Source organism: Escherichia sp. B1147, from assembly GCF_001660175.1.
In the GTDB taxonomy this organism is placed as follows: Bacteria; Pseudomonadota; Gammaproteobacteria; order Enterobacterales; family Enterobacteriaceae; genus Escherichia; species Escherichia whittamii.
This window is the reverse complement of record NZ_LFHY01000002.1, coordinates 30,331-49,051: the sequence shown is the minus strand read 5'-3', so window position 1 is coordinate 49,051 and position 18,721 is coordinate 30,331. Positions and strand designations below refer to the sequence as shown.

General features: G+C 51.5%; 18 protein-coding genes. 9 read left to right on the top strand and 9 right to left on the bottom strand.

The window, feature by feature from the left end:
* Window positions 1-431 precede the first annotated feature (431 nt).
* Window positions 432-1,712, bottom strand: coding sequence for a glutamate-1-semialdehyde 2,1-aminomutase (gene hemL, locus A9180_RS00475; RefSeq protein WP_064525039.1), 1,281 nt, complete (start codon window positions 1,710-1,712; stop codon window positions 432-434).
* A 164-nt stretch (window positions 1,713-1,876) separates the two neighbouring features.
* Here hemL and A9180_RS24585 point away from each other — a divergent pair, with 164 nt between their 5' ends.
* The 4 genes from A9180_RS24585 to erpA are packed head-to-tail and all read left to right on the top strand — an operon-like array spanning window position 1,877 to window position 3,783.
* Window positions 1,877-1,939, top strand: coding sequence for a hypothetical protein (locus tag A9180_RS24585; RefSeq protein WP_214251109.1), 63 nt, complete (start codon window positions 1,877-1,879; stop codon window positions 1,937-1,939).
* Window positions 1,936-3,357: a H(+)/Cl(-) exchange transporter ClcA gene (gene clcA, locus A9180_RS00470; protein WP_064525036.1), complete on the top strand. Its 1,422-nt coding sequence runs from the start codon at window positions 1,936-1,938 to the stop codon at window positions 3,355-3,357. Before A9180_RS24585 ends, clcA begins: the two co-directional genes overlap by 4 nt.
* A 23-nt stretch (window positions 3,358-3,380) precedes the next feature.
* The gene (gene yadW / locus A9180_RS24105) at window positions 3,381-3,446 is read left to right on the top strand and encodes a small protein YadW (RefSeq protein WP_122998795.1); all 66 of its coding nucleotides are present in this window, start codon (window positions 3,381-3,383) and stop codon (window positions 3,444-3,446) included.
* The gene (erpA, locus tag A9180_RS00465; protein ID WP_001295564.1) at window positions 3,439-3,783 is read left to right on the top strand and encodes an iron-sulfur cluster insertion protein ErpA; all 345 of its coding nucleotides are present in this window, start codon (window positions 3,439-3,441) and stop codon (window positions 3,781-3,783) included. The genes yadW and erpA overlap by 8 nt, the downstream gene beginning before the upstream one ends.
* A 46-nt stretch (window positions 3,784-3,829) precedes the next feature.
* On the opposite strand, the gene A9180_RS00460 is transcribed toward erpA, so the two are convergent.
* Genes A9180_RS00460 through mtnN form a run of 3 tightly spaced genes read right to left on the bottom strand, consistent with a single transcriptional unit; the run spans window position 3,830 to window position 5,982 of the window.
* Window positions 3,830-4,453 (bottom strand): TRIC cation channel family protein, encoded by a 624-nt coding sequence (locus tag A9180_RS00460; protein ID WP_064525034.1) that lies wholly within the window; start codon window positions 4,451-4,453, stop codon window positions 3,830-3,832.
* A 37-nt stretch (window positions 4,454-4,490) separates the two neighbouring features.
* The gene (gene btuF, locus A9180_RS00455) at window positions 4,491-5,291 is read right to left on the bottom strand and encodes a vitamin B12 ABC transporter substrate-binding protein BtuF (RefSeq protein WP_064525031.1); all 801 of its coding nucleotides are present in this window, start codon (window positions 5,289-5,291) and stop codon (window positions 4,491-4,493) included.
* Complete coding sequence (mtnN, locus tag A9180_RS00450) at window positions 5,284-5,982, bottom strand: 5'-methylthioadenosine/S-adenosylhomocysteine nucleosidase (RefSeq protein WP_064525028.1); 699 nt, start codon at window positions 5,980-5,982, stop codon at window positions 5,284-5,286. The genes btuF and mtnN overlap by 8 nt, the downstream gene beginning before the upstream one ends.
* Before the next feature lie 83 nt (window positions 5,983-6,065).
* On the opposite strand from mtnN, the gene dgt reads away from it, so the two are divergent.
* From dgt to cdaR, 3 genes are all read left to right on the top strand, one after another.
* On the top strand, window positions 6,066-7,583 hold the full coding sequence (gene dgt, locus A9180_RS00445) for a dGTPase (RefSeq protein WP_064525025.1): 1,518 nt from the start codon (window positions 6,066-6,068) through the stop codon (window positions 7,581-7,583).
* A gap of 129 nt (window positions 7,584-7,712) precedes the next feature.
* The gene (degP, locus tag A9180_RS00440; RefSeq protein ID WP_064525021.1) at window positions 7,713-9,140 is read left to right on the top strand and encodes a serine endoprotease DegP; all 1,428 of its coding nucleotides are present in this window, start codon (window positions 7,713-7,715) and stop codon (window positions 9,138-9,140) included.
* 154 nt (window positions 9,141-9,294) lie between these two features.
* Window positions 9,295-10,452 carry a DNA-binding transcriptional regulator CdaR gene (gene cdaR, locus A9180_RS00435; RefSeq protein WP_064525018.1) on the top strand — a complete coding sequence of 386 codons (1,158 nt, stop codon included), beginning with the start codon at window positions 9,295-9,297 and terminating at the stop codon, window positions 10,450-10,452.
* A gap of 94 nt (window positions 10,453-10,546) precedes the next feature.
* Here cdaR and A9180_RS00430 read toward each other — a convergent pair whose 3' ends face one another.
* The 5 genes from A9180_RS00430 to map form a co-directional block, all read right to left on the bottom strand.
* Complete coding sequence (locus A9180_RS00430; RefSeq protein WP_000272188.1) at window positions 10,547-10,933, bottom strand: DUF3461 family protein; 387 nt, start codon at window positions 10,931-10,933, stop codon at window positions 10,547-10,549.
* Window positions 10,934-11,086: 153 nt separating this feature from the next.
* The gene (gene yaeI, locus A9180_RS00425) at window positions 11,087-11,899 is read right to left on the bottom strand and encodes a phosphodiesterase YaeI (protein ID WP_064525014.1); all 813 of its coding nucleotides are present in this window, start codon (window positions 11,897-11,899) and stop codon (window positions 11,087-11,089) included.
* Between the two features lie 53 nt (window positions 11,900-11,952).
* Window positions 11,953-12,777 (bottom strand): 2,3,4,5-tetrahydropyridine-2,6-dicarboxylate N-succinyltransferase, encoded by an 825-nt coding sequence (gene dapD / locus A9180_RS00420; protein ID WP_064525011.1) that lies wholly within the window; start codon window positions 12,775-12,777, stop codon window positions 11,953-11,955.
* Window positions 12,778-12,807: 30 nt separating this feature from the next.
* On the bottom strand, window positions 12,808-15,480 hold the full coding sequence (glnD, locus tag A9180_RS00415) for a bifunctional uridylyltransferase/uridylyl-removing protein GlnD (RefSeq protein WP_064525008.1): 2,673 nt from the start codon (window positions 15,478-15,480) through the stop codon (window positions 12,808-12,810).
* 191 nt (window positions 15,481-15,671) lie between these two features.
* Complete coding sequence (gene map / locus A9180_RS00410; RefSeq protein WP_001018205.1) at window positions 15,672-16,466, bottom strand: type I methionyl aminopeptidase; 795 nt, start codon at window positions 16,464-16,466, stop codon at window positions 15,672-15,674.
* A gap of 367 nt (window positions 16,467-16,833) precedes the next feature.
* Here map and rpsB point away from each other — a divergent pair, with 367 nt between their 5' ends.
* On the top strand, window positions 16,834-17,559 hold the full coding sequence (gene rpsB, locus A9180_RS00405) for a 30S ribosomal protein S2 (RefSeq protein ID WP_000246884.1): 726 nt from the start codon (window positions 16,834-16,836) through the stop codon (window positions 17,557-17,559).
* 258 nt (window positions 17,560-17,817) lie between these two features.
* Window positions 17,818-18,669 (top strand): translation elongation factor Ts, encoded by an 852-nt coding sequence (tsf, locus tag A9180_RS00400; RefSeq protein WP_000818112.1) that lies wholly within the window; start codon window positions 17,818-17,820, stop codon window positions 18,667-18,669.
* Window positions 18,670-18,721: the final 52 nt, after the last annotated feature.

Genomic DNA, 18,721 nt, shown 5'->3' with positions numbered 1-18,721 from the left:
ATAACAGCCCTTAACCGTAGGTCGGATAAGGTGTTTACGCCGCATCCGACAAACAACGCCCGATGCGACGCTGGCGCGCCTTATCGGGCCTACAAACGGCCCTGAACCGTAGGTCGGATACGGCGTTCACGCCGCATCCGACAAACAATGCCCGATGCGACGCTGGCGCGTCTTATCGGGCCTACAAACGGCTCTTAACCGTAGGTCGGATACGGCGTTTACGCCGCATCCGACAAACAACGCCCGATGCGACGCTGGCGCGCCTTATCGGGCCTACAAACGGCCCTTAACCGTAGGTCGGATAAGGTGTTTACGCCGCATCCGACAAACAATGCCCGATGCGACGCTGGCGCGTCTTATCGGGCCTACAAACGGCCCTTAACCGTAGGTCGGATACGGCGTTTACGCCGCATCCGACAAACAAGGTTGGATCACAACTTCGCAAATACCCGACGCGCCGCATCGATGGTGTTATTGATATCTTCCATGCTGTGCGCCACAGACATAAAGCCTGCTTCAAACGCCGATGGTGCCAGGTAAACACCCTCATCCAGCATCATATGGAAGAAACGCTTAAAGCGTTCCACGTCACAGGCCATCACATCCTGATAGCACGTCACGGACTCGGCGTCGGTAAAGAAAATACCGAACATGCCGCCAACGTGGTTAACGACCAGCGGAATTCCCGCTTCTTCTGCAGCTTCCAGCAAGCCTTCTGCCAGACGCGTCGTCAGCTCATCCAGTGTCTCGTGAACGCCCGGCTGCGCGACTTCATTCAAACAGGCGTAACCGGCGGCCATCGCAATTGGGTTACCGGAAAGCGTACCCGCCTGGTACACCGGACCGGTCGGGGCCAGCGCATTCATCACATCACGACGACCGCCGAAGGCGCCTACCGGCATTCCACCGCCGATGATTTTGCCAAGGCAGGTGAGATCTGGCACTACGCCGTAATAATCCTGCGCCCCCGCCAGAGCAACGCGGAAGCCCGTCATCACTTCATCAATGATTAGCAACGCGCCAAATTCGTCACACAGCGCGCGCAGCCCCGGCAGGAACTCTGGCAGCGGCGGAACACAGTTCATATTGCCCGCTACCGGTTCGACGATAATACAGGCAATCTCTTGCGGGTACTGTTCGAACGCGGCGCGTACAGACGCCAGATCGTTATAAGTACAGGTTAATGTATGTTTGGCGAAATCTGCCGGAACACCCGGTGAGTTTGGCTGACCTAAAGTGAGCGCGCCAGAACCGGCTTTCACCAGCAGGCAGTCGGCGTGACCGTGGTAGCAACCTTCGAATTTAATGATCTTGTCACGGCCAGTAAAACCACGAGCCAGGCGGATGGCGCTCATTGTCGCCTCGGTGCCGGAGCTCACCATGCGCACCATATCCATCGTTGGCACGAGTTCGGTCACCAGCTCCGCCATTTTCACTTCCATTTCGGTCGGCGCACCAAAGCTTAAACCGCGCTCGGCGGCTTCAATGACGGCATTGCGGATTGCTGGATGGTTATGGCCCAGCACCATCGGCCCCCAGGAACCGACATAATCGATATACGCTTTTCCATCAACATCATACAGATAAGCGCCGTCCGCTTTTTCGATAAACAGTGGAGTGCCGCCCACACCGGTAAAGGCGCGAACAGGGGAGTTCACACCGCCAGGGATCAGCTCGCGCGCGGCGCTGTAAAGGTTTTCAGACTTACTCATGGAGGGTTCCTGATTCGTAGAAAAAGTGAATGGCTGCTATTCTAGGTTATTTATAACAAGTTAAATACTCGTCAACATCAAGTTGCTTTTACTGCTGCAACGTTGACTTCGTAGAGTATAAAAGTTTTGTGTATTCGAAACATTACGCTTTGCAAAGGATTTTCATGGAGTGTGCGAGTAAAATGCCGTCATCTTATTTGTATGACCAATATGTGATCATTGGATGAAAACTGAAACTCCTTCTTATGAAATACCGCAGGCCGCGCGTCTGCGACGCAGACAACTGATTCGCCAACTTCTTGAGCGCGACAAAACGCCATTAGCCATTTTGTTTATGGCTGCTGTCGTTGGCACCCTTGTCGGGCTGGCTGCAGTTGCTTTTGACAAAGGCGTCGCCTGGTTACACAACCAACGAATGGGCGCGCTGGTACATACCGCTGATAATTACCCACTTCTGTTAACCGTCGCTTTTCTCTGTTCGGCGGTGCTGGCAATGTTCGGCTACTTTCTGGTGCGTAAATACGCGCCAGAAGCAGGTGGTTCGGGGATCCCGGAAATTGAAGGGGCGCTGGAAGATCAGCGTCCTGTCCGCTGGTGGCGTGTATTGCCGGTGAAATTCTTTGGTGGTCTGGGGACGCTGGGCGGAGGCATGGTGCTGGGGCGCGAAGGGCCAACCGTGCAGATCGGCGGTAACATTGGCCGTATGGTGCTTGATATTTTCCGCATGAAAGGTGATGAAGCTCGCCATACGTTGCTGGCAACTGGTGCAGCGGCAGGTCTGGCGGCGGCCTTTAACGCACCGCTCGCGGGCATTCTTTTTATTATCGAAGAGATGCGTCCGCAATTTCGCTATACGCTAATTTCGATTAAAGCGGTATTTATTGGCGTCATTATGTCGACCATTATGTACCGAATATTTAATCACGAAGTCGCGTTGATTGACGTGGGTAAGCTTTCTGACGCGCCTCTAAATACGCTTTGGCTTTATCTGATCCTCGGCATTATTTTTGGTATCTTCGGCCCCATTTTTAATAAATGGGTGCTGGGGATGCAGGATTTACTGCACCGTGTGCACGGTGGCAATATCACTAAATGGGTGCTGATGGGCGGTGCAATTGGCGGCCTGTGCGGCTTGCTGGGTTTCGTTGCGCCAGAAACGTCGGGCGGCGGTTTTAACCTGATTCCTATCGCCACTGCGGGGAATTTCAGCATGGGAATGCTGATTTTTATTTTTGTCGCTCGAGTGATCACTACGCTGCTCTGCTTCTCTTCCGGTGCGCCGGGCGGTATTTTCGCCCCGATGCTGGCGCTCGGTACGGTTTTGGGAACGGCGTTTGGCATGGTCGCTACGGAGATATTTCCGCAATACCACCTTGAAGCAGGGACATTTGCTATTGCTGGAATGGGGGCGTTACTGGCAGCCTCTGTTCGTGCGCCGCTGACCGGGATCGTCCTGGTACTGGAGATGACAGATAACTATCAGCTCATTTTGCCAATGATTATTACCGGTCTTGGCGCAACACTATTAGCACAATTTACTGGTGGAAAACCGTTATACTCGGCGATTCTTGCCCGCACGCTGGCAAAACAGGAAGCGGAGCAGCTGGCGCGAAGCAAGGCCGTGGCTGCCAGCGAGAATACTTGAACGAAATACCAGGGTATTAGATAATGGCAGTTATTATTGGGTTAGAATTTGCCCAATTGCCGATGTCGTTTGGAGCAAAATATGAGTGATGACGTAGCACTGCCGCTGGAGTTTACCGACGCAGCAGCCAACAAAGTTAAGAGCCTGATCGCTGACGAAGATAACCCGAATCTGAAATTACGCGTGTATATCACCGGTGGCGGTTGCAGCGGCTTCCAGTATGGTTTCACCTTTGATGATCAGGTGAACGAAGGCGATATGACCATTGAAAAACAGGGCGTTGGCCTGGTGGTTGACCCGATGAGCCTGCAATATCTGGTTGGTGGCTCCGTTGATTATACTGAAGGACTGGAAGGTTCGCGTTTCATCGTGACCAACCCGAACGCGAAAAGCACCTGCGGTTGCGGTTCTTCCTTCAGCATCTAATCTGCTGTTAATGTGCCGGATAAACTATCCGGCACATCTTCTCTCTTTAACGCCCATTCTCATCCAGCGCAAACGTCGGCAGTTTAAGATGCCAACGGATAGCCGCCAGACGAATCAATAGCGTTACCACCATCCCCATCATACTGGCCGTTTCTAACGGGACGGAAAACGTATAATAAGCCGTAGCGTGGACAATACCGCCGATAATACAGGCTGTTGCATAGATTTCTGTACGTAAAATCATCGGGATTTCGCGCGCCAGCACATCGCGAATGATCCCGCCGCCAACGCCCGTAATAACGCCCATACATACCGCAATCAATGGACCCGCATCCGCGTTAAAGGCTTTGTTGACGCCAATGCCAACAAACACTGCCAACCCAACAGCATCCAGCACCGGCAGCATCCATTTGGGTAAGCGTCTTGGCTGGCGTACCAGAACGATCGTTAGCATGCTGGTTACCATTGCAACGACCAGATCGGTGGGATCTTTCACCCAAAATACCGGACCGTGATCCAGCGCCATGTCGCGAATGGTTCCGCCGCCTACCGCGGTAACCACGCCTAATACCAGGACGCCAAAAGGGTCCATACGCAATTTCCCGGCAAGTAAAACGCCGGAGATGGCAAATACCGCTGTGCCGACTATATCCAGCCAATAGACGAGCATTGTTCAATCCCCACTGAGCACCTGAAAAGGTCAGGCGCTAATCCACTTGTGAAAGCGCATTACAGAGTTGTTGTGCAGCGAGGATAATACGTGGGCTTGCGCGTTCAAACCAGTCACTCGTGAGGGGAATAACGGGAATTTTGAGTTGTTCGCCCCAGTATTGCTTTATTTTAGGAATTTTATCCGCTCCGCCAGTGATGACAATGGCCTGTGGCGCGCGTGCTAATACCTGTTCACGGCTAACCTGCGGCCAGGGAACTTGACTGTCTTTAAAGATGTTTTCTCCACCGCAAACTTCCAGTACCTGGTTCTGAATCGACTCTTTTCCGCTGGTGAACGGCGGATTAATGCCGAATTGTAAGAAAACACGTTTTTTAGGTTTATCGGCGAATTTAGCTTTGAGTTGCGCATACTGTTCCAGCAAGGTTTGCGCGGCTTTCTCGGCCTTGTCAGGTTGCGGGCTCCACGGGGCCAGTTGACGTAACGCATCGGCAATTTGTTCAATGCTTGTCGCATCGACCCACATGACTTTTATTCCCAGCGAAGCAAGCTGGTCAACCTGCCGTTCGGCGTTACCCCCTCGCCAGGCTACGACAAGATCGGGCTTTAGAGCCACAATGCGTTCCAGATTCATCCCTTGCCAGGTGGAAACCTGCTCTATCTTCTGTGCTTCTGGCGGATAGTCGGAATAACTGCTGACTCCTACCGGCGTGATCCCTGCGGCAAACGCGAGTTCGGTGTTAGCGGGGGAGAGTGTGATTACACGCAGCGCGGCGTTGAGCCACAGTGGCGCAAGAAAAAACAGGGCGACCAGCGCCCTGAATAGTGACTTAGCCATGAGCCAGTTTCTGCACCAGTGACTCAACCATCAGGCTGGACTGTTTGGCTGCAACGGCCAGGAACTCGTCAAAGCTAAGGTGAGACTGTTGATCGGCGACATCAGAGATAGCGCGCACCACCACAAACGGGACGTTAAAATTGTGGCAAACGTGAGCGATAGCCGTCGCTTCCATTTCTACTGCAATGGCCTGCGGGAAATTGTGGCGGATTTTCGCCAGACCAACAGAGCCGTTGATGAAAGCGTCGCCGCTAACAATCAGGCCACGTACAGCGTTAAGATTCAGTTCGGCAATGCAGGACTCGGCGGCAGCGATCAGTTTATCGTCTGCTTTGAAGCCTGCCGGGCAGCCAGGTAACTGACCGTATTCATAGCCAAACGCTGTGACATCCGCATCGTGATAACGTGCTTCGTCCGAGACAACGATATCGCCCACTTTCAGCGTTGGCGCCAGGCCACCCGCGGAACCGGTGTTAATGATCACATCTGGCTTGCAGTGTTCCAGCAGCAGAGTTGCGCCCAGCGCCGCTGCGACTTTACCAATGCCTGATTTCAGAAGCGCAACCTCGGTTCCATTCAGTTGGCCGGTATAGATTTCGCAACCGCCCAGGCTGATAGTTTGACGGTTTTCGATTTTGTCACGCAGCAGCGTAACTTCTTCTTCCATTGCACCAATGATGCCGATTTTCATAGATTTACTCGCGATAAGCTCGATTTGAAGGCATAGTTTATCATGCGCTTGAGGGGAAGCGTATTTCTCACGCGGGAGAGGACATGGCACAGATTGATTTCCGAAATAAAATAAACTGGCATCGTCGTTATCGTTCACCGCAGGGCGTTAAAACTGAACATGAGATCCTGCGGATCTTCGAGAGCGACCGCGGGCGTATTATCAACTCCCCGGCGATTCGCCGTCTGCAACAAAAGACCCAGGTCTTCCCACTTGAGCGCAATGCCGCCGTGCGCACGCGTCTTACCCATTCTATGGAAGTTCAGCAGGTGGGGCGTTATATCGCTAAAGAGATTTTAAGCCGCCTGAAAGAGCTTAAATTGCTGGTGGCTTACGGTCTGGACGAGTTGACCGGGCCGTTTGAAAGCATTGTCGAAATGTCGTGTCTGATGCATGACATAGGAAATCCGCCGTTTGGTCATTTTGGCGAGGCAGCCATTAATGACTGGTTTCGCCAGCGTTTATACCCGGCAGATGCCGAAAGCCAGCCTCTGACCGACGATCGCTGTAGCGTGGCAGCGTTGCGATTGAGGGAGGGGGAGGAGTCGCTCAACGATCTGCGGCGAAAAATTCGTCAGGACTTGTGTCATTTTGAGGGTAATGCACAAGGTATTCGTCTGGTGCATACATTGATGCGGATGAATCTTACCTGGGCTCAGGTTGGCGGTATTTTAAAATATACCCGTCCGGCGTGGTGGCGTGGTGAAACGCCTGAGACTCACGACTATTTAATGAAAAAGCCGGGCTACTACCTTTCTGAAGAATTCTATATTGCGCGTTTACGTAAAGAACTTAATTTAGCGCTTTACAGTCGCTTTCCATTAACGTGGATTATGGAAGCTGCCGACGATATATCTTATTGTGTGGCCGACCTTGAAGATGCGGTGGAAAAAAGAATATTTACCGTTGAACAACTTTATCATCATCTGCATGAAGCGTGGGGCCAGCACGAGAACGGTTCGCTGTTTGCGCAGGTGGTAGAAAATGCCTGGGAAAAATCGCGCTCAAATAGCTTAAGTCGTAGTACGGAAGATCAGTTTTTTATGTATTTACGCGTAAATACCTTAAATAAACTGGTGCCGTATGCGGCACAACGATTTATTGATAACTTACCTGAAATTTTTGCCGGAACCTTTAATCATGCACTGTTAGAAGATGCCAGTGAATGTAGCCAGTTGCTGAAATTATATAAAAATGTCGCTGTAAAACATGTGTTTAGCCATCCAGATGTCGAGCAGCTTGAATTGCAGGGCTACCGAGTGATTAGCGGTTTATTAGAGATTTATCGACCGTTGTTAAACATGTCGTTATCAGACTTCATCGAACTTGTTGAAAAAGAACGTGTGAAACGTTTCCCCATTGAAACGCGTTTATTCCATAAGCTCTCAACGCGCCATCGGTTGGCCTATGTTGAGGCTGTCAGTAAATTACCGTCAGATTCTCCTGAGTTTCCGCTATGGGAATATTATTACCGCTGCCGGCTGTTACAGGATTATATCAGCGGTATGACAGACCTTTATGCGTGGGACGAATACCGACGTCTGATGGCCGTAGAACAATAACCAGGCTTTTGTAAAGACGGACAATAAATTTTTACTTTTTGCAGAAACTTTAGTTCGGAACTTCGCGCTATAAAACGAATCTGAAGAACACAGCAATTTTGCGTTATCTGTTAATCGAGACTGAAATACATGAAAAAAACCACATTAGCACTGAGTGCACTGGCTCTGAGTTTAGGTTTGGCGTTATCTCCGCTCTCTGCAACGGCGGCTGAGACTTCTTCGGCAACGACAGCCCAGCAGATGCCAAGCCTTGCACCGATGCTCGAAAAGGTGATGCCTTCAGTGGTCAGCATTAACGTAGAAGGTAGCACAACCGTTAATACGCCGCGTATGCCGCGTAATTTCCAGCAGTTCTTTGGTGATGATTCCCCGTTCTGCCAGGAAGGTTCTCCGTTCCTGAGCTCTCCGTTCTGTCAGGGCGGTGGACAAGGTGGTAACGGCGGTGGCCAGCAACAAAAATTCATGGCGCTGGGTTCTGGCGTCATCATTGATGCCGATAAAGGCTATGTCGTGACTAACAACCACGTTGTCGATAACGCGACGGTCATTAAAGTTCAACTGAGCGATGGCCGTAAGTTCGACGCGAAGATGGTCGGCAAAGATCCGCGCTCTGATATCGCGCTGATCCAGATCCAGAATCCGAAAAACCTGACTGCGATTAAGATGGCGGATTCCGATGCGCTGCGCGTGGGTGATTACACCGTCGCTATCGGTAACCCGTTTGGTCTGGGCGAGACGGTAACTTCCGGTATCGTCTCTGCACTGGGCCGTAGCGGTCTGAACGCCGAAAACTACGAAAACTTCATCCAGACGGATGCAGCAATCAACCGGGGTAACTCTGGTGGTGCGCTGGTTAACCTGAACGGTGAACTGATCGGTATTAACACCGCGATCCTTGCACCAGACGGCGGTAACATCGGTATCGGTTTTGCTATCCCGAGCAACATGGTGAAAAACCTGACCTCGCAGATGGTGGAATACGGCCAGGTGAAACGCGGTGAGCTGGGCATTATGGGGACCGAGCTGAACTCTGAACTGGCGAAAGCGATGAAAGTTGACGCCCAGCGTGGCGCTTTCGTAAGCCAGGTTCTGCCGAATTCCTCCGCTGCAAAAGCGGGCATTAAAGCGGGTGATGTGATCACCTCACTGAACGGTAAGCCGATCAGCAGCTTTGCCGCGTTGCGTGCTCAGGTGGGTACTATGCCAGTGGGCAGCAAACTGACCCTGGGCTTGCTGCGCGATGGTAAGCAGGTCAACGTGAATCTGGAACTGCAGCAGAGCAGCCAGAATCAAGTTGATTCCAGCTCTATCTTCAACGGCATTGAAGGCGCTGAAATGAGCAATAAAGGCAAAGATCAGGGCGTGGTCGTGAACAACGTGAAAACCGGCACTCCGGCTGCGCAGATTGGCCTGAAAAAAGGTGATGTGATTATTGGCGCGAACCAGCAGGCAGTGAAAAACATCGCTGAACTGCGTAAAGTTCTCGACAGCAAGCCGTCAGTGCTGGCGCTGAACATTCAGCGCGGTGATAGCACCATCTACCTGTTAATGCAGTAATCTCCCTCAACCCCTTCCTGCAAACGGGAAGGGGTTCTCTTTTCAATTTGTGACCCCCTCCACAACTCCATATTTCTCCGTCGTCCTTTGTGCATTTGCACAATGCCGTGCGTTGCTTACTTCCTTATGCTAAACCGTGCATAACGGAGGGCTTATGGCTGGCTGGCATCTTGATACCAAAATGGCGCAGGATATCGTGGCGCGCACCATGCGCATCATCGATACCAATATCAACGTAATGGATGCTCGCGGGCGAATTATCGGCAGCGGCGATCGTGAGCGTATTGGTGAATTGCACGAAGGTGCACTACTGGTACTATCGCAGGGGCGGGTGGTCGATATCGATGATGCGGTGGCGCGCCATCTGCATGGTGTACGTCAGGGGATTAACCTGCCGTTACGGCTGGAAGGCGAGATTGTCGGCGTTATTGGCCTGACCGGTGAACCGGAGCATTTGCGCAAATATGGCGAACTGGTCTGTATGACGGCGGAGATGATGCTGGAACAGTCGCGGTTGATGCACCTGCTGGCGCAGGATAGCCGACTGCGTGAAGAGTTAGTCATGCATCTGATTCAGGCTGAAGAAAATACGCCAGCGTTAACCGAATGGGCGCAACGACTGGGCATCGATCTCAATCAGCCCCGCGTGGTGGCCATTGTTGAGGTTGACAGCGGCCAGCTTGGCGTGGACAGCGCGATGGCAGAACTACAGCAACTGCAAAATGCACTCACCACGCCGGAACGCAATAATCTGGTGGCGATAGTCTCGCTAACTGAAATGGTGGTGCTGAAACCGGCGTTGAATACGTTTGGGCGCTGGGATGCGGAAGACCATCGTAAGCGAGTAGAGCAACTTATTACTCGTATGAAGGAGTATGGCCAGCTGCGTTTTCGCGTGTCACTGGGCAATTATTTTACTGGTGCTGGCAGTATTGCGCGTTCTTATCGTACGGCGAAAACAACGATGATGGTAGGCAAGCAGCGGATGCCAGAAAATCGCTGCTATTTTTATCAGGATCTGATGCTGCCAGTATTACTCGACAGTTTACGTGGCGACTGGCAAGCCAACGAACTGGCTCGTCCTCTGGCACGGCTAAAAGCGATGGATAATAATGGCTTGCTACGACGGACGCTGGCAGCGTGGTTTCGCCATAATGTGCAGCCGCTGGCAACGTCAAAGGCGCTGTTTATCCATCGTAATACGTTGGAGTATAGGCTTAATCGTATATCGGAACTGACCGGGCTGGATTTGGGCAATTTTGATGACAGGTTGCTGCTGTATGTTGCGTTGCAACTGGATGAAGAGCGGTAGGTTATGCGTTAAGGTCGAAGCGGCGCTGGCTTGGTCCCCTCACCCTTTCCCCGAAGGGGAGAGGGGACAGCCCGAGCTAACCGTCAATTCGGGATTATTTACGCGTCAGTTTTTCCAGATCCGCTTCAATCTCGCTGATCTTATTGGTCACTACCGACTCCAGATGACGCAAATCGTCGAGGATCTTGCGTTTAAGATCAACTTCGCTGCGGTCACGCTGGCAGATTTGATCAAGCTCATCAATGATATAACGCAGATTCGGGCTGATCTCCTGCACTTCTTTATAACCCTGACCCACACCATCGGCGACCACTGTTTTACGCTGACGCGGATATTTAAACTTCACGCTCTTAGCGAAAAACTCGCCTTTGTCTTTCTGAAAATAGATTTTCAGAATATCGTTGTTGGCTTCCTGCCGGAGGCTGTAACGATCAATTTCTTCAGGATTGGTAATACCCAGACTTTTCAGATTGTCGTACATAGCGTTACCTCAAAATGAGTCAGTAAATTGTGCTTATTTTAGCATTTTCTCTGGCCTGCCCGGCTCGACGGCGATCGCAGAAAGCCTTTTTTCCAGACTTCTATCATGGCGTAAAATTTAAAAAATTACCTGCTTTATTCTGGCGATAGAATTTTACACAAGCTCCAGTAGCGTCACTTCCGGGCGGCAGTTGAGCCGCAAGCCATACAAACTTCCCACGCCGCGGGTTGTGTAGATTTGTCGCTCGCCAAACGCGTTTAACCCGGCGACGTAGCGTTTATCTTCAACCGGTGCAAAAGGTTCGCCAACCAACGGAATACGCAACTGACCGCCGTGAGTGTGACCACACAGCATCAAATCCCACGTTTCATCACGCATGACTTCTTTACTGTCGGGATTATGCGCCAGCACCAGCCTGGGCATGTTGGCTTCATTTGCGCGCGGTGGTTTACATTGTCCGGCCCATAAATCACCGGTGCCTACCAGTTCAAATCGCCGCTTTCGAGTGGTAATTACCGTGGCTTCGTTAAACAACACCGTGATCCCCGCCGATTTCAGCGCCTCGCCAATGAAGCGATTCTTCTGCGTGCCGACGGGCCGATCGTGGTTGCCGAAACAGGCAAACGTCGGCGCACATTCGGCGAGGGGGGAGAGTACGTCACTGAACGCCGAAAAATTCAGCGGCATATCAAATAAGACGTAATCGCCACCCAGCAAAATCAAATCAGGCTTTTGCGCTATGCCAAGAGTAATGGCTTCAGAAATTAAGGTGAGTGGCACGAAACGAGAGTAATGGAGATCGGCAAGAAAAAGAATTTTGAAGGGGCGGTCTTTATCCTTAAAAAAGGAGATGCGTTGCCGGGTTAATTCAAGCCAGCCGGGTTCCCAATAATGTATATAGCTAAAGCATGATCCGACGGCTAACGTTGCGGCGGCAGCCTGTAAAAAACGCCTGCGTGTGATCATCATCCATCCCTGCAAAAAAACTGGGCAGCATCGTGCTGCCCGTTTGCATACTTTTAGTCGATGGTACGCAGCAGTTCGTTAATACCGACTTTGCCGCGAGTTTTCGCGTCAACTTTCTTAACGATAACTGCACAATAAAGGCTGTATTTGCCATCTTTCGACGGCAGGTTGCCGGAAACAACCACAGAACCTGCCGGTACGCGACCGTAGTGGATTTCGCCGGTTTCACGGTCGTAAATACGGGTGCTCTGACCAATGTATACGCCCATGGAAATGACGGAGCCTTCTTCGACAATCACGCCCTCAACGACTTCAGAACGTGCGCCGATGAAGCAGTTATCTTCAATAATGGTCGGGTTAGCCTGCAGCGGTTCCAGCACGCCACCAATGCCTACACCACCAGACAGGTGGACGTTTTTACCAATCTGCGCACAGGAACCAACCGTCGCCCAGGTATCAACCATTGTACCTTCATCAACGTATGCGCCAATGTTGACGTAAGACGGCATCAGCACGGTGTTACGGGCGATAAATGCACCCTGACGCACTGCTGCTGGTGGTACAACGCGGAAACCTTCTTTCTGGAAACGCGCTTCATCGTAGTTAGCGAATTTCATCGGCACTTTATCGAAGTAGCGGCTTTCTGCCCCTTCGATCACCTGATTATCATTAATACGGAAAGAGAGCAGCACCGCTTTTTTCAACCACTGATGCGTCACCCATTGACCGTTGATTTTTTCCGCAACACGCAGTGCGCCGGAATCAAGCAGGGCGATCACCTGATTTACCGCTTCGCGGGTAACGGTGTCTGCATTAGCTGGCGTGATCTCGGCACGGCGTTCAAAAGCGGTTTCAATAATGTTCTGTAACTGCTGCATTGTTAAACTCTTTTCATATCAGTAAACACATCACCCTTTATCGTTTGGATTGAGGGCCTCTGTCAACCGCTGATGCACTTCCTGCTGCAACTCGTTATTAAGTGCACGTCGGTCGGCGGTGGCGATTATGAATAAATCTTCTACTCGCTCGCCAATGGTTGTAATTCGGGCGCCATGAAGCGAAATTCCCAGATCGGCAAAAATTTTCCCCACTCTCGCCAGTAAGCCTGGCTGATCAAGCGCAATCAATTCGAGGAATGATTTTCGGTCGGTATGGGTCGGCAAAAATGTCACTTCGGTTTCAACAGTAAAGTGACGTAGTTTGGCCGGTTGACGACGCGGCTGCGGTGGCTGCCAGCTGCTTTGTGTCAGCACCTGCTCCAGCCCAAAACGAATGACTTCATGACGATCTGCGGATAGCGGGCTGCCATCCGGCTCCAGCACAATGAAGGTATCCATCGCCATACCGTCGCGGGTCGTGAAAATTTGCGCGTCATGAACGCTTAAATTGCGGCGGTCTAATTCGGCACACACGGCAGCAAACAGATAGGGGCGGTCCGGGCTCCAGATAAATATCTCCGTTCCGCCGCGTGTAGCTTGCGGACTAAGCAATACCAGCGGCTTGCTTAAATCATGCTGTAATAAATGGCGCGCATGCCAGGCCAGTTGATTTGGGCTATGGCGGACAAAATAGTTAGCGCGGCAGCGTGACCAAATCTGATGCAGCGCCTCTTCGTCGATATTGTCCATACGCAGTAGCGCCAGTGCCTGAAGCTGGTGATGGCGAACCCGTTCGCGCATATCCGGTGTGTTTTGCATCCCGCGTCGTAGCTGTTTTTCGGTGGCGAAATAGAGTTCGCGCAACAGACTTTGCTTCCAGCTATTCCACAGCGTTTCGTTGGTGGCGCAAATATCGGCCACTGTCAGGCATACCAGATAACGCAGCCGGGTTTCCGTTTGCACTTCTTCGGCAAATTGTTTGATGACTTCCGGGTCCTGAATATCGCGGCGCTGGGCGGTGACCGACATCAACAAGTGCTGGCGAACCAGCCAGGCTACGAGTTGCGTTTCGCGCGAGTTCAGCCCGTGGAGTTCAGCAAAATGCACCACGTCTTGAGCGCCGAGTATAGAGTGGTCGCCGCCGCGCCCTTTGGCGATATCGTGAAACAGTGCGGCGATAAAGATAAGCTCAGGTGACGGCAATCGCGGCCAGACATCCACGCACAACGGATGGCGCTGGCGCGTTTCTTCACTGGCAAAACTCTCCAGTTTCAACATCACGCGAATAGTATGTTCATCCACCGTGTAGGCGTGGAACAGGTCAAACTGCATCTGCCCGACGATATGCGACCATTGCGGCATATAGGCACCGAGCACGCTATGGCGATGCATCGGTAACAGTCCACGACGCACCGAACCTGGGTGGCGCAGAATGCTCAAAAATAGCTTTCGCGCTTGCGGAATATTGCACAGTGGTTGTTGCAGATGGCGACGGGCATGACGTAACTGGCGCAGCGTGGTGGAGTATATACCGGTGATCGTGCTATTGCGCACCATCGTATAGAACATGCGTAATATCGCTTCTGGCTGGCGCATAAACAGCGTTTCATCGCGCAGATCGATAAGCGTGCCGCGTAGCTGAAATTCATCGTCGATTGGTCGCGGTTTTTCGTCGGCCGGGAGGGCGAGGATAGCCTCGTCGAACAGTTGCAATAGCATATGGTTAAGTTCGCTAACGCGGCGCGTAACGCGAAAATAATCCTTCATCATCTGTTCAACTGGCTCGTTACCTTCGCCACCGTAATTCAGGCGTTGGGCAACACTAAGCTGGCGATCAAATAACAGGCGATTATCGTAACGGTTGACCACCAAATGCAGGGCAAAGCGAATTCGCCAGAGAATATGCAAACACTCATTTAATTCTGCACGTTCCGCAGACGTTAAGAAGCCAAATCCGACCATTTCATCCAGCGATGTTGCGCCAAAATGGCGGCGGGCAACCCACTGCAAGGTGTGGATATCACGCAAGCCGCCGGGGCTACTTTTGATGTCTGGTTCAAGATTGTAGCTGGTGCCGTGATAACGCTGGTGGCGCTGGTTTTGTTCTTCAACTTTCGCCGCGTAAAATTTATCTGACGGCCAGAATCCTTCGCTGAAAATATGCTTTTGCAGTTCGAGAAATAGCGCAACATCGCCAATTAACAAGCGGGACTCGATCAGGTTAGTGGCGACGGTTAAATCTGATAATCCTTCCAGCATGCACTCTTCAAGCGTGCGCACGCTATGGCCGACTTCCAGCTTCACATCCCAGAGTAACGTTAACAACTCGCCCACTTTTTGCGCCTGCTCGTCCGGAAGTTTCTTGCGGCTTAAGATCAGTAAATCGACGTCTGAAAGCGGATGCAGCTCGCCACGACCATAGCCACCGACGGCGACCAGTGCCAGATCGGCAATCTGGCTGAATCCCGCTTCAATCCATAACCGTTGCAGGAGTTGGTCGATAAACTCAGTGCGCGCTTCAATTAATTGCTCTGCGGAGATCCCGCTATCAAAGGCATCGCCCAGCCAACGCTGGAAGGTATCGATATGGGCTTTTATCCCGCACACGGTTAATTCGTCACGGGGCCAGACGCCCGGGTTTTGCGGTTGACCGGGAAGGGTGGGGAGAGCGGTGTTTGCGTACTGTTCTGGAAGGGTATTCATCGTGCGCCACCCATAAGATTAAATTATCACATAAAAAAAGCCGGCATTCGCCGGCTCCAGATTGTTGACTAAGTGCGCTTTGTTCATGCCGGATGCGGCGTGAACACCTTATCCGGCCTACAACTCCTTGCAAATGGAGAGGTTGGTCTGAAAAGCGTAGCGCATCAGGCATTTTTGCGTTTGTCTTAATCTTATTCGTCGTGCGAGATTATCGCCGGGATGGTGTCATCCTTGCGTAACGTCAGAATTTCGCAGCCGTTATCAGTCACCACAATAGTATGCTCGTATTGCGCAGACAAGCTGCGATCTTTGGTTTTTACCGTCCAGCCATCTTTCATGGTGCGGATCTCTTTTTTACCCGCGTTGACCATTGGCTCGATAGTGAAGGTCATCCCTGGTTTCAGCACGACGTTGGTTTCAGGGGAGTCATAGTGCAGTACTTGCGGTTCTTCATGGAAGCCGCGACCAATACCATGTCCGCAATATTCGCGAACGACAGAGAAGCCTTCTGCCTCGACAAATTTCTGAATCGCTGCACCGATTTCGCGCAGATTGATGCCTGGTTTCACCATACGCAGCGCCAGGTACAGGCTCTCTTGCGTAATGCGGCACAGGCGTTCGCCCATGATGGTTGGCTTACCGACGATAAACATTTTCGAGGTGTCGCCGTGGAAACCGTCTTTAATTACGGTGACGTCAATGTTAACGATATCGCCGTCTTTCAGCAGCTTGGCATCGTCCGGAATACCGTGGCACACCACTTCATTAATAGAGATGCAAACGGATTTCGGGTAACCGTGATAGCCGAGGCAGGCAGAAACCGCGTGTTGTTGATTAACAATGTAATCATTACAGATGCGATCCAGCTCGCCGGTGCTGACGCCCGGTTTAACATACGGTTCGATCATCTCCAGCACTTCGGCAGCCAGGCGGCCAGCGACGCGCATTTTTTCGATATCTTCAGGGGTCTTGATTGAGATAGCCATTAATTCTGTCCATCAGCGTCGGTGATACCGACAATATATATGTAAGTGCTGTCAATGGTATCACACCCGGGCAAATTGAGAATCATTCTGAATTTCGCCAAACGTGCCACTGAACGTTTTCTATAATAGAAAATTCATCGTCTGATGCTGTACACAGCGCCAACAATTATTGGAGTCCACGGCGTATTTGTGGTATAAAGCGCGCCGGACTTCCGATCCATTTCGTATACACAGACTGGACGGAAGCGACAATCTCACTTTGTGTAACAACACACACGTATCGGCACATATTCCGGGGTGCCCTTTGGGGTCGGTAATATGGGATACGTGGAGGCATAACCCCAACTTTTATATAGAGGTTTTAATCATGGCAACTGTTTCCATGCGCGACATGCTCAAGGCTGGTGTTCACTTTGGTCACCAGACCCGTTACTGGAACCCGAAAATGAAGCCGTTCATCTTCGGTGCGCGTAACAAAGTTCACATCATCAACCTTGAGAAAACTGTACCGATGTTCAACGAAGCTCTGGCTGAACTGAACAAGATTGCTTCTCGCAAAGGTAAAATCCTTTTCGTTGGTACTAAACGCGCTGCAAGCGAAGCGGTGAAAGACGCTGCTCTGAGCTGCGACCAGTTCTTCGTGAACCATCGCTGGCTGGGCGGTATGCTGACTAACTGGAAAACCGTTCGTCAGTCCATCAAACGTCTGAAAGACCTGGAAACTCAGTCTCAGGACGGTACTTTCGAAAAGCTGACCAAGAAAGAAGCGCTGATGCGCACTCGTGAGCTGGAGAAACTGGAAAACAGCCTGGGCGGTATCAAAGACATGGGCGGTCTGCCGGACGCTCTGTTTGTAATCGATGCTGACCACGAACACATTGCTATCAAAGAAGCAAACAACCTGGGTATTCCGGTATTTGCTATCGTTGATACCAACTCTGATCCGGACGGTGTTGACTTCGTTATCCCGGGTAACGACGACGCAATCCGTGCTGTGACCCTGTACCTGGGCGCTGTTGCTGCAACCGTACGTGAAGGCCGTTCTCAGGATCTGGCTTCCCAGGCGGAAGAAAGCTTCGTAGAAGCTGAGTAATAAGGCTTGATAACTCCCCCAAAATAGTTCGAGTTGCAGAAAGGCGGCAAGCTCGAGAATTCCCGGGAGCTTACATCAGTAAGTGGCCGGGATGAGCGAGCGAAGATAACGCATCTGCGGCGCGAAATATGAAGGGGGGAGAGCCCTTATAGACCAGGTAGTACACGTTTGGTTAGGGGGCCTGCATATGGCCCCCTTTTTCACTTTTATATCTGTGCGGTTTAATGCCGGGCAGATCACATCTCCGAGGATTTTAGAATGGCTGAAATTACCGCATCCCTGGTAAAAGAGCTGCGTGAGCGTACTGGCGCAGGCATGATGGATTGCAAAAAAGCACTGACTGAAGCTAACGGCGACATCGAGCTGGCAATCGAAAACATGCGTAAGTCCGGTGCTATTAAAGCAGCGAAAAAAGCAGGCAACGTTGCTGCTGACGGCGTGATCAAAACCAAAATCGACGGCAACTACGGTATCATTCTGGAAGTTAACTGCCAGACTGACTTCGTAGCGAAAGACGCTGGTTTCCAGGCGTTTGCAGACAAAGTTCTGGACGCAGCTGTAGCTGGCAAAATCACTGACGTTGAAGTTCTGAAAGCACAGTTCGAAGAAGAACGTGTTGCGCTGGTAGCGAAAATTGGTGAAAACATCAACATTCGCCGCGTTGCTGCGCTGGAAGGCGACGTTCTGGGTTCTTATCAGCACGGTGCGCGTATCGGCGTTCTGGTTGCTGCTAAAGGCGCTGACGAAGAGCTGGTTAAACACATCGCTATGCACGTTGCTGCAAGCAAACCAGAATTCATCAAACCAGAAGACGTATCCGCTGAAGTGGTAGAGAAAGAATACCAGGTACAGCTGGACATCGCGATGCAGTCTGGTAAGCCGAAAGAAATCGCAGAGAAAATGGTTGAAGGCCGCATGAAGAAATTCACCGGCGAAGTTTCTCTGACCGGTCAGCCGTTCGTTATGGAACCGGCAAAAACTGTTGGTCAGCTGCTGAAAGAGCATAACGCTGAAGTGACTGGCTTCATCCGCTTCGAAGTTGGTGAAGGCATCGAGAAAGTTGAGACTGACTTTGCAGCAGAAGTTGCTGCGATGTCCAAGCAGTCTTAATTATCGAAAAGGAGCCGCCTGAGGGCGGCTTCTTTTTACGCCCATCTTGTAA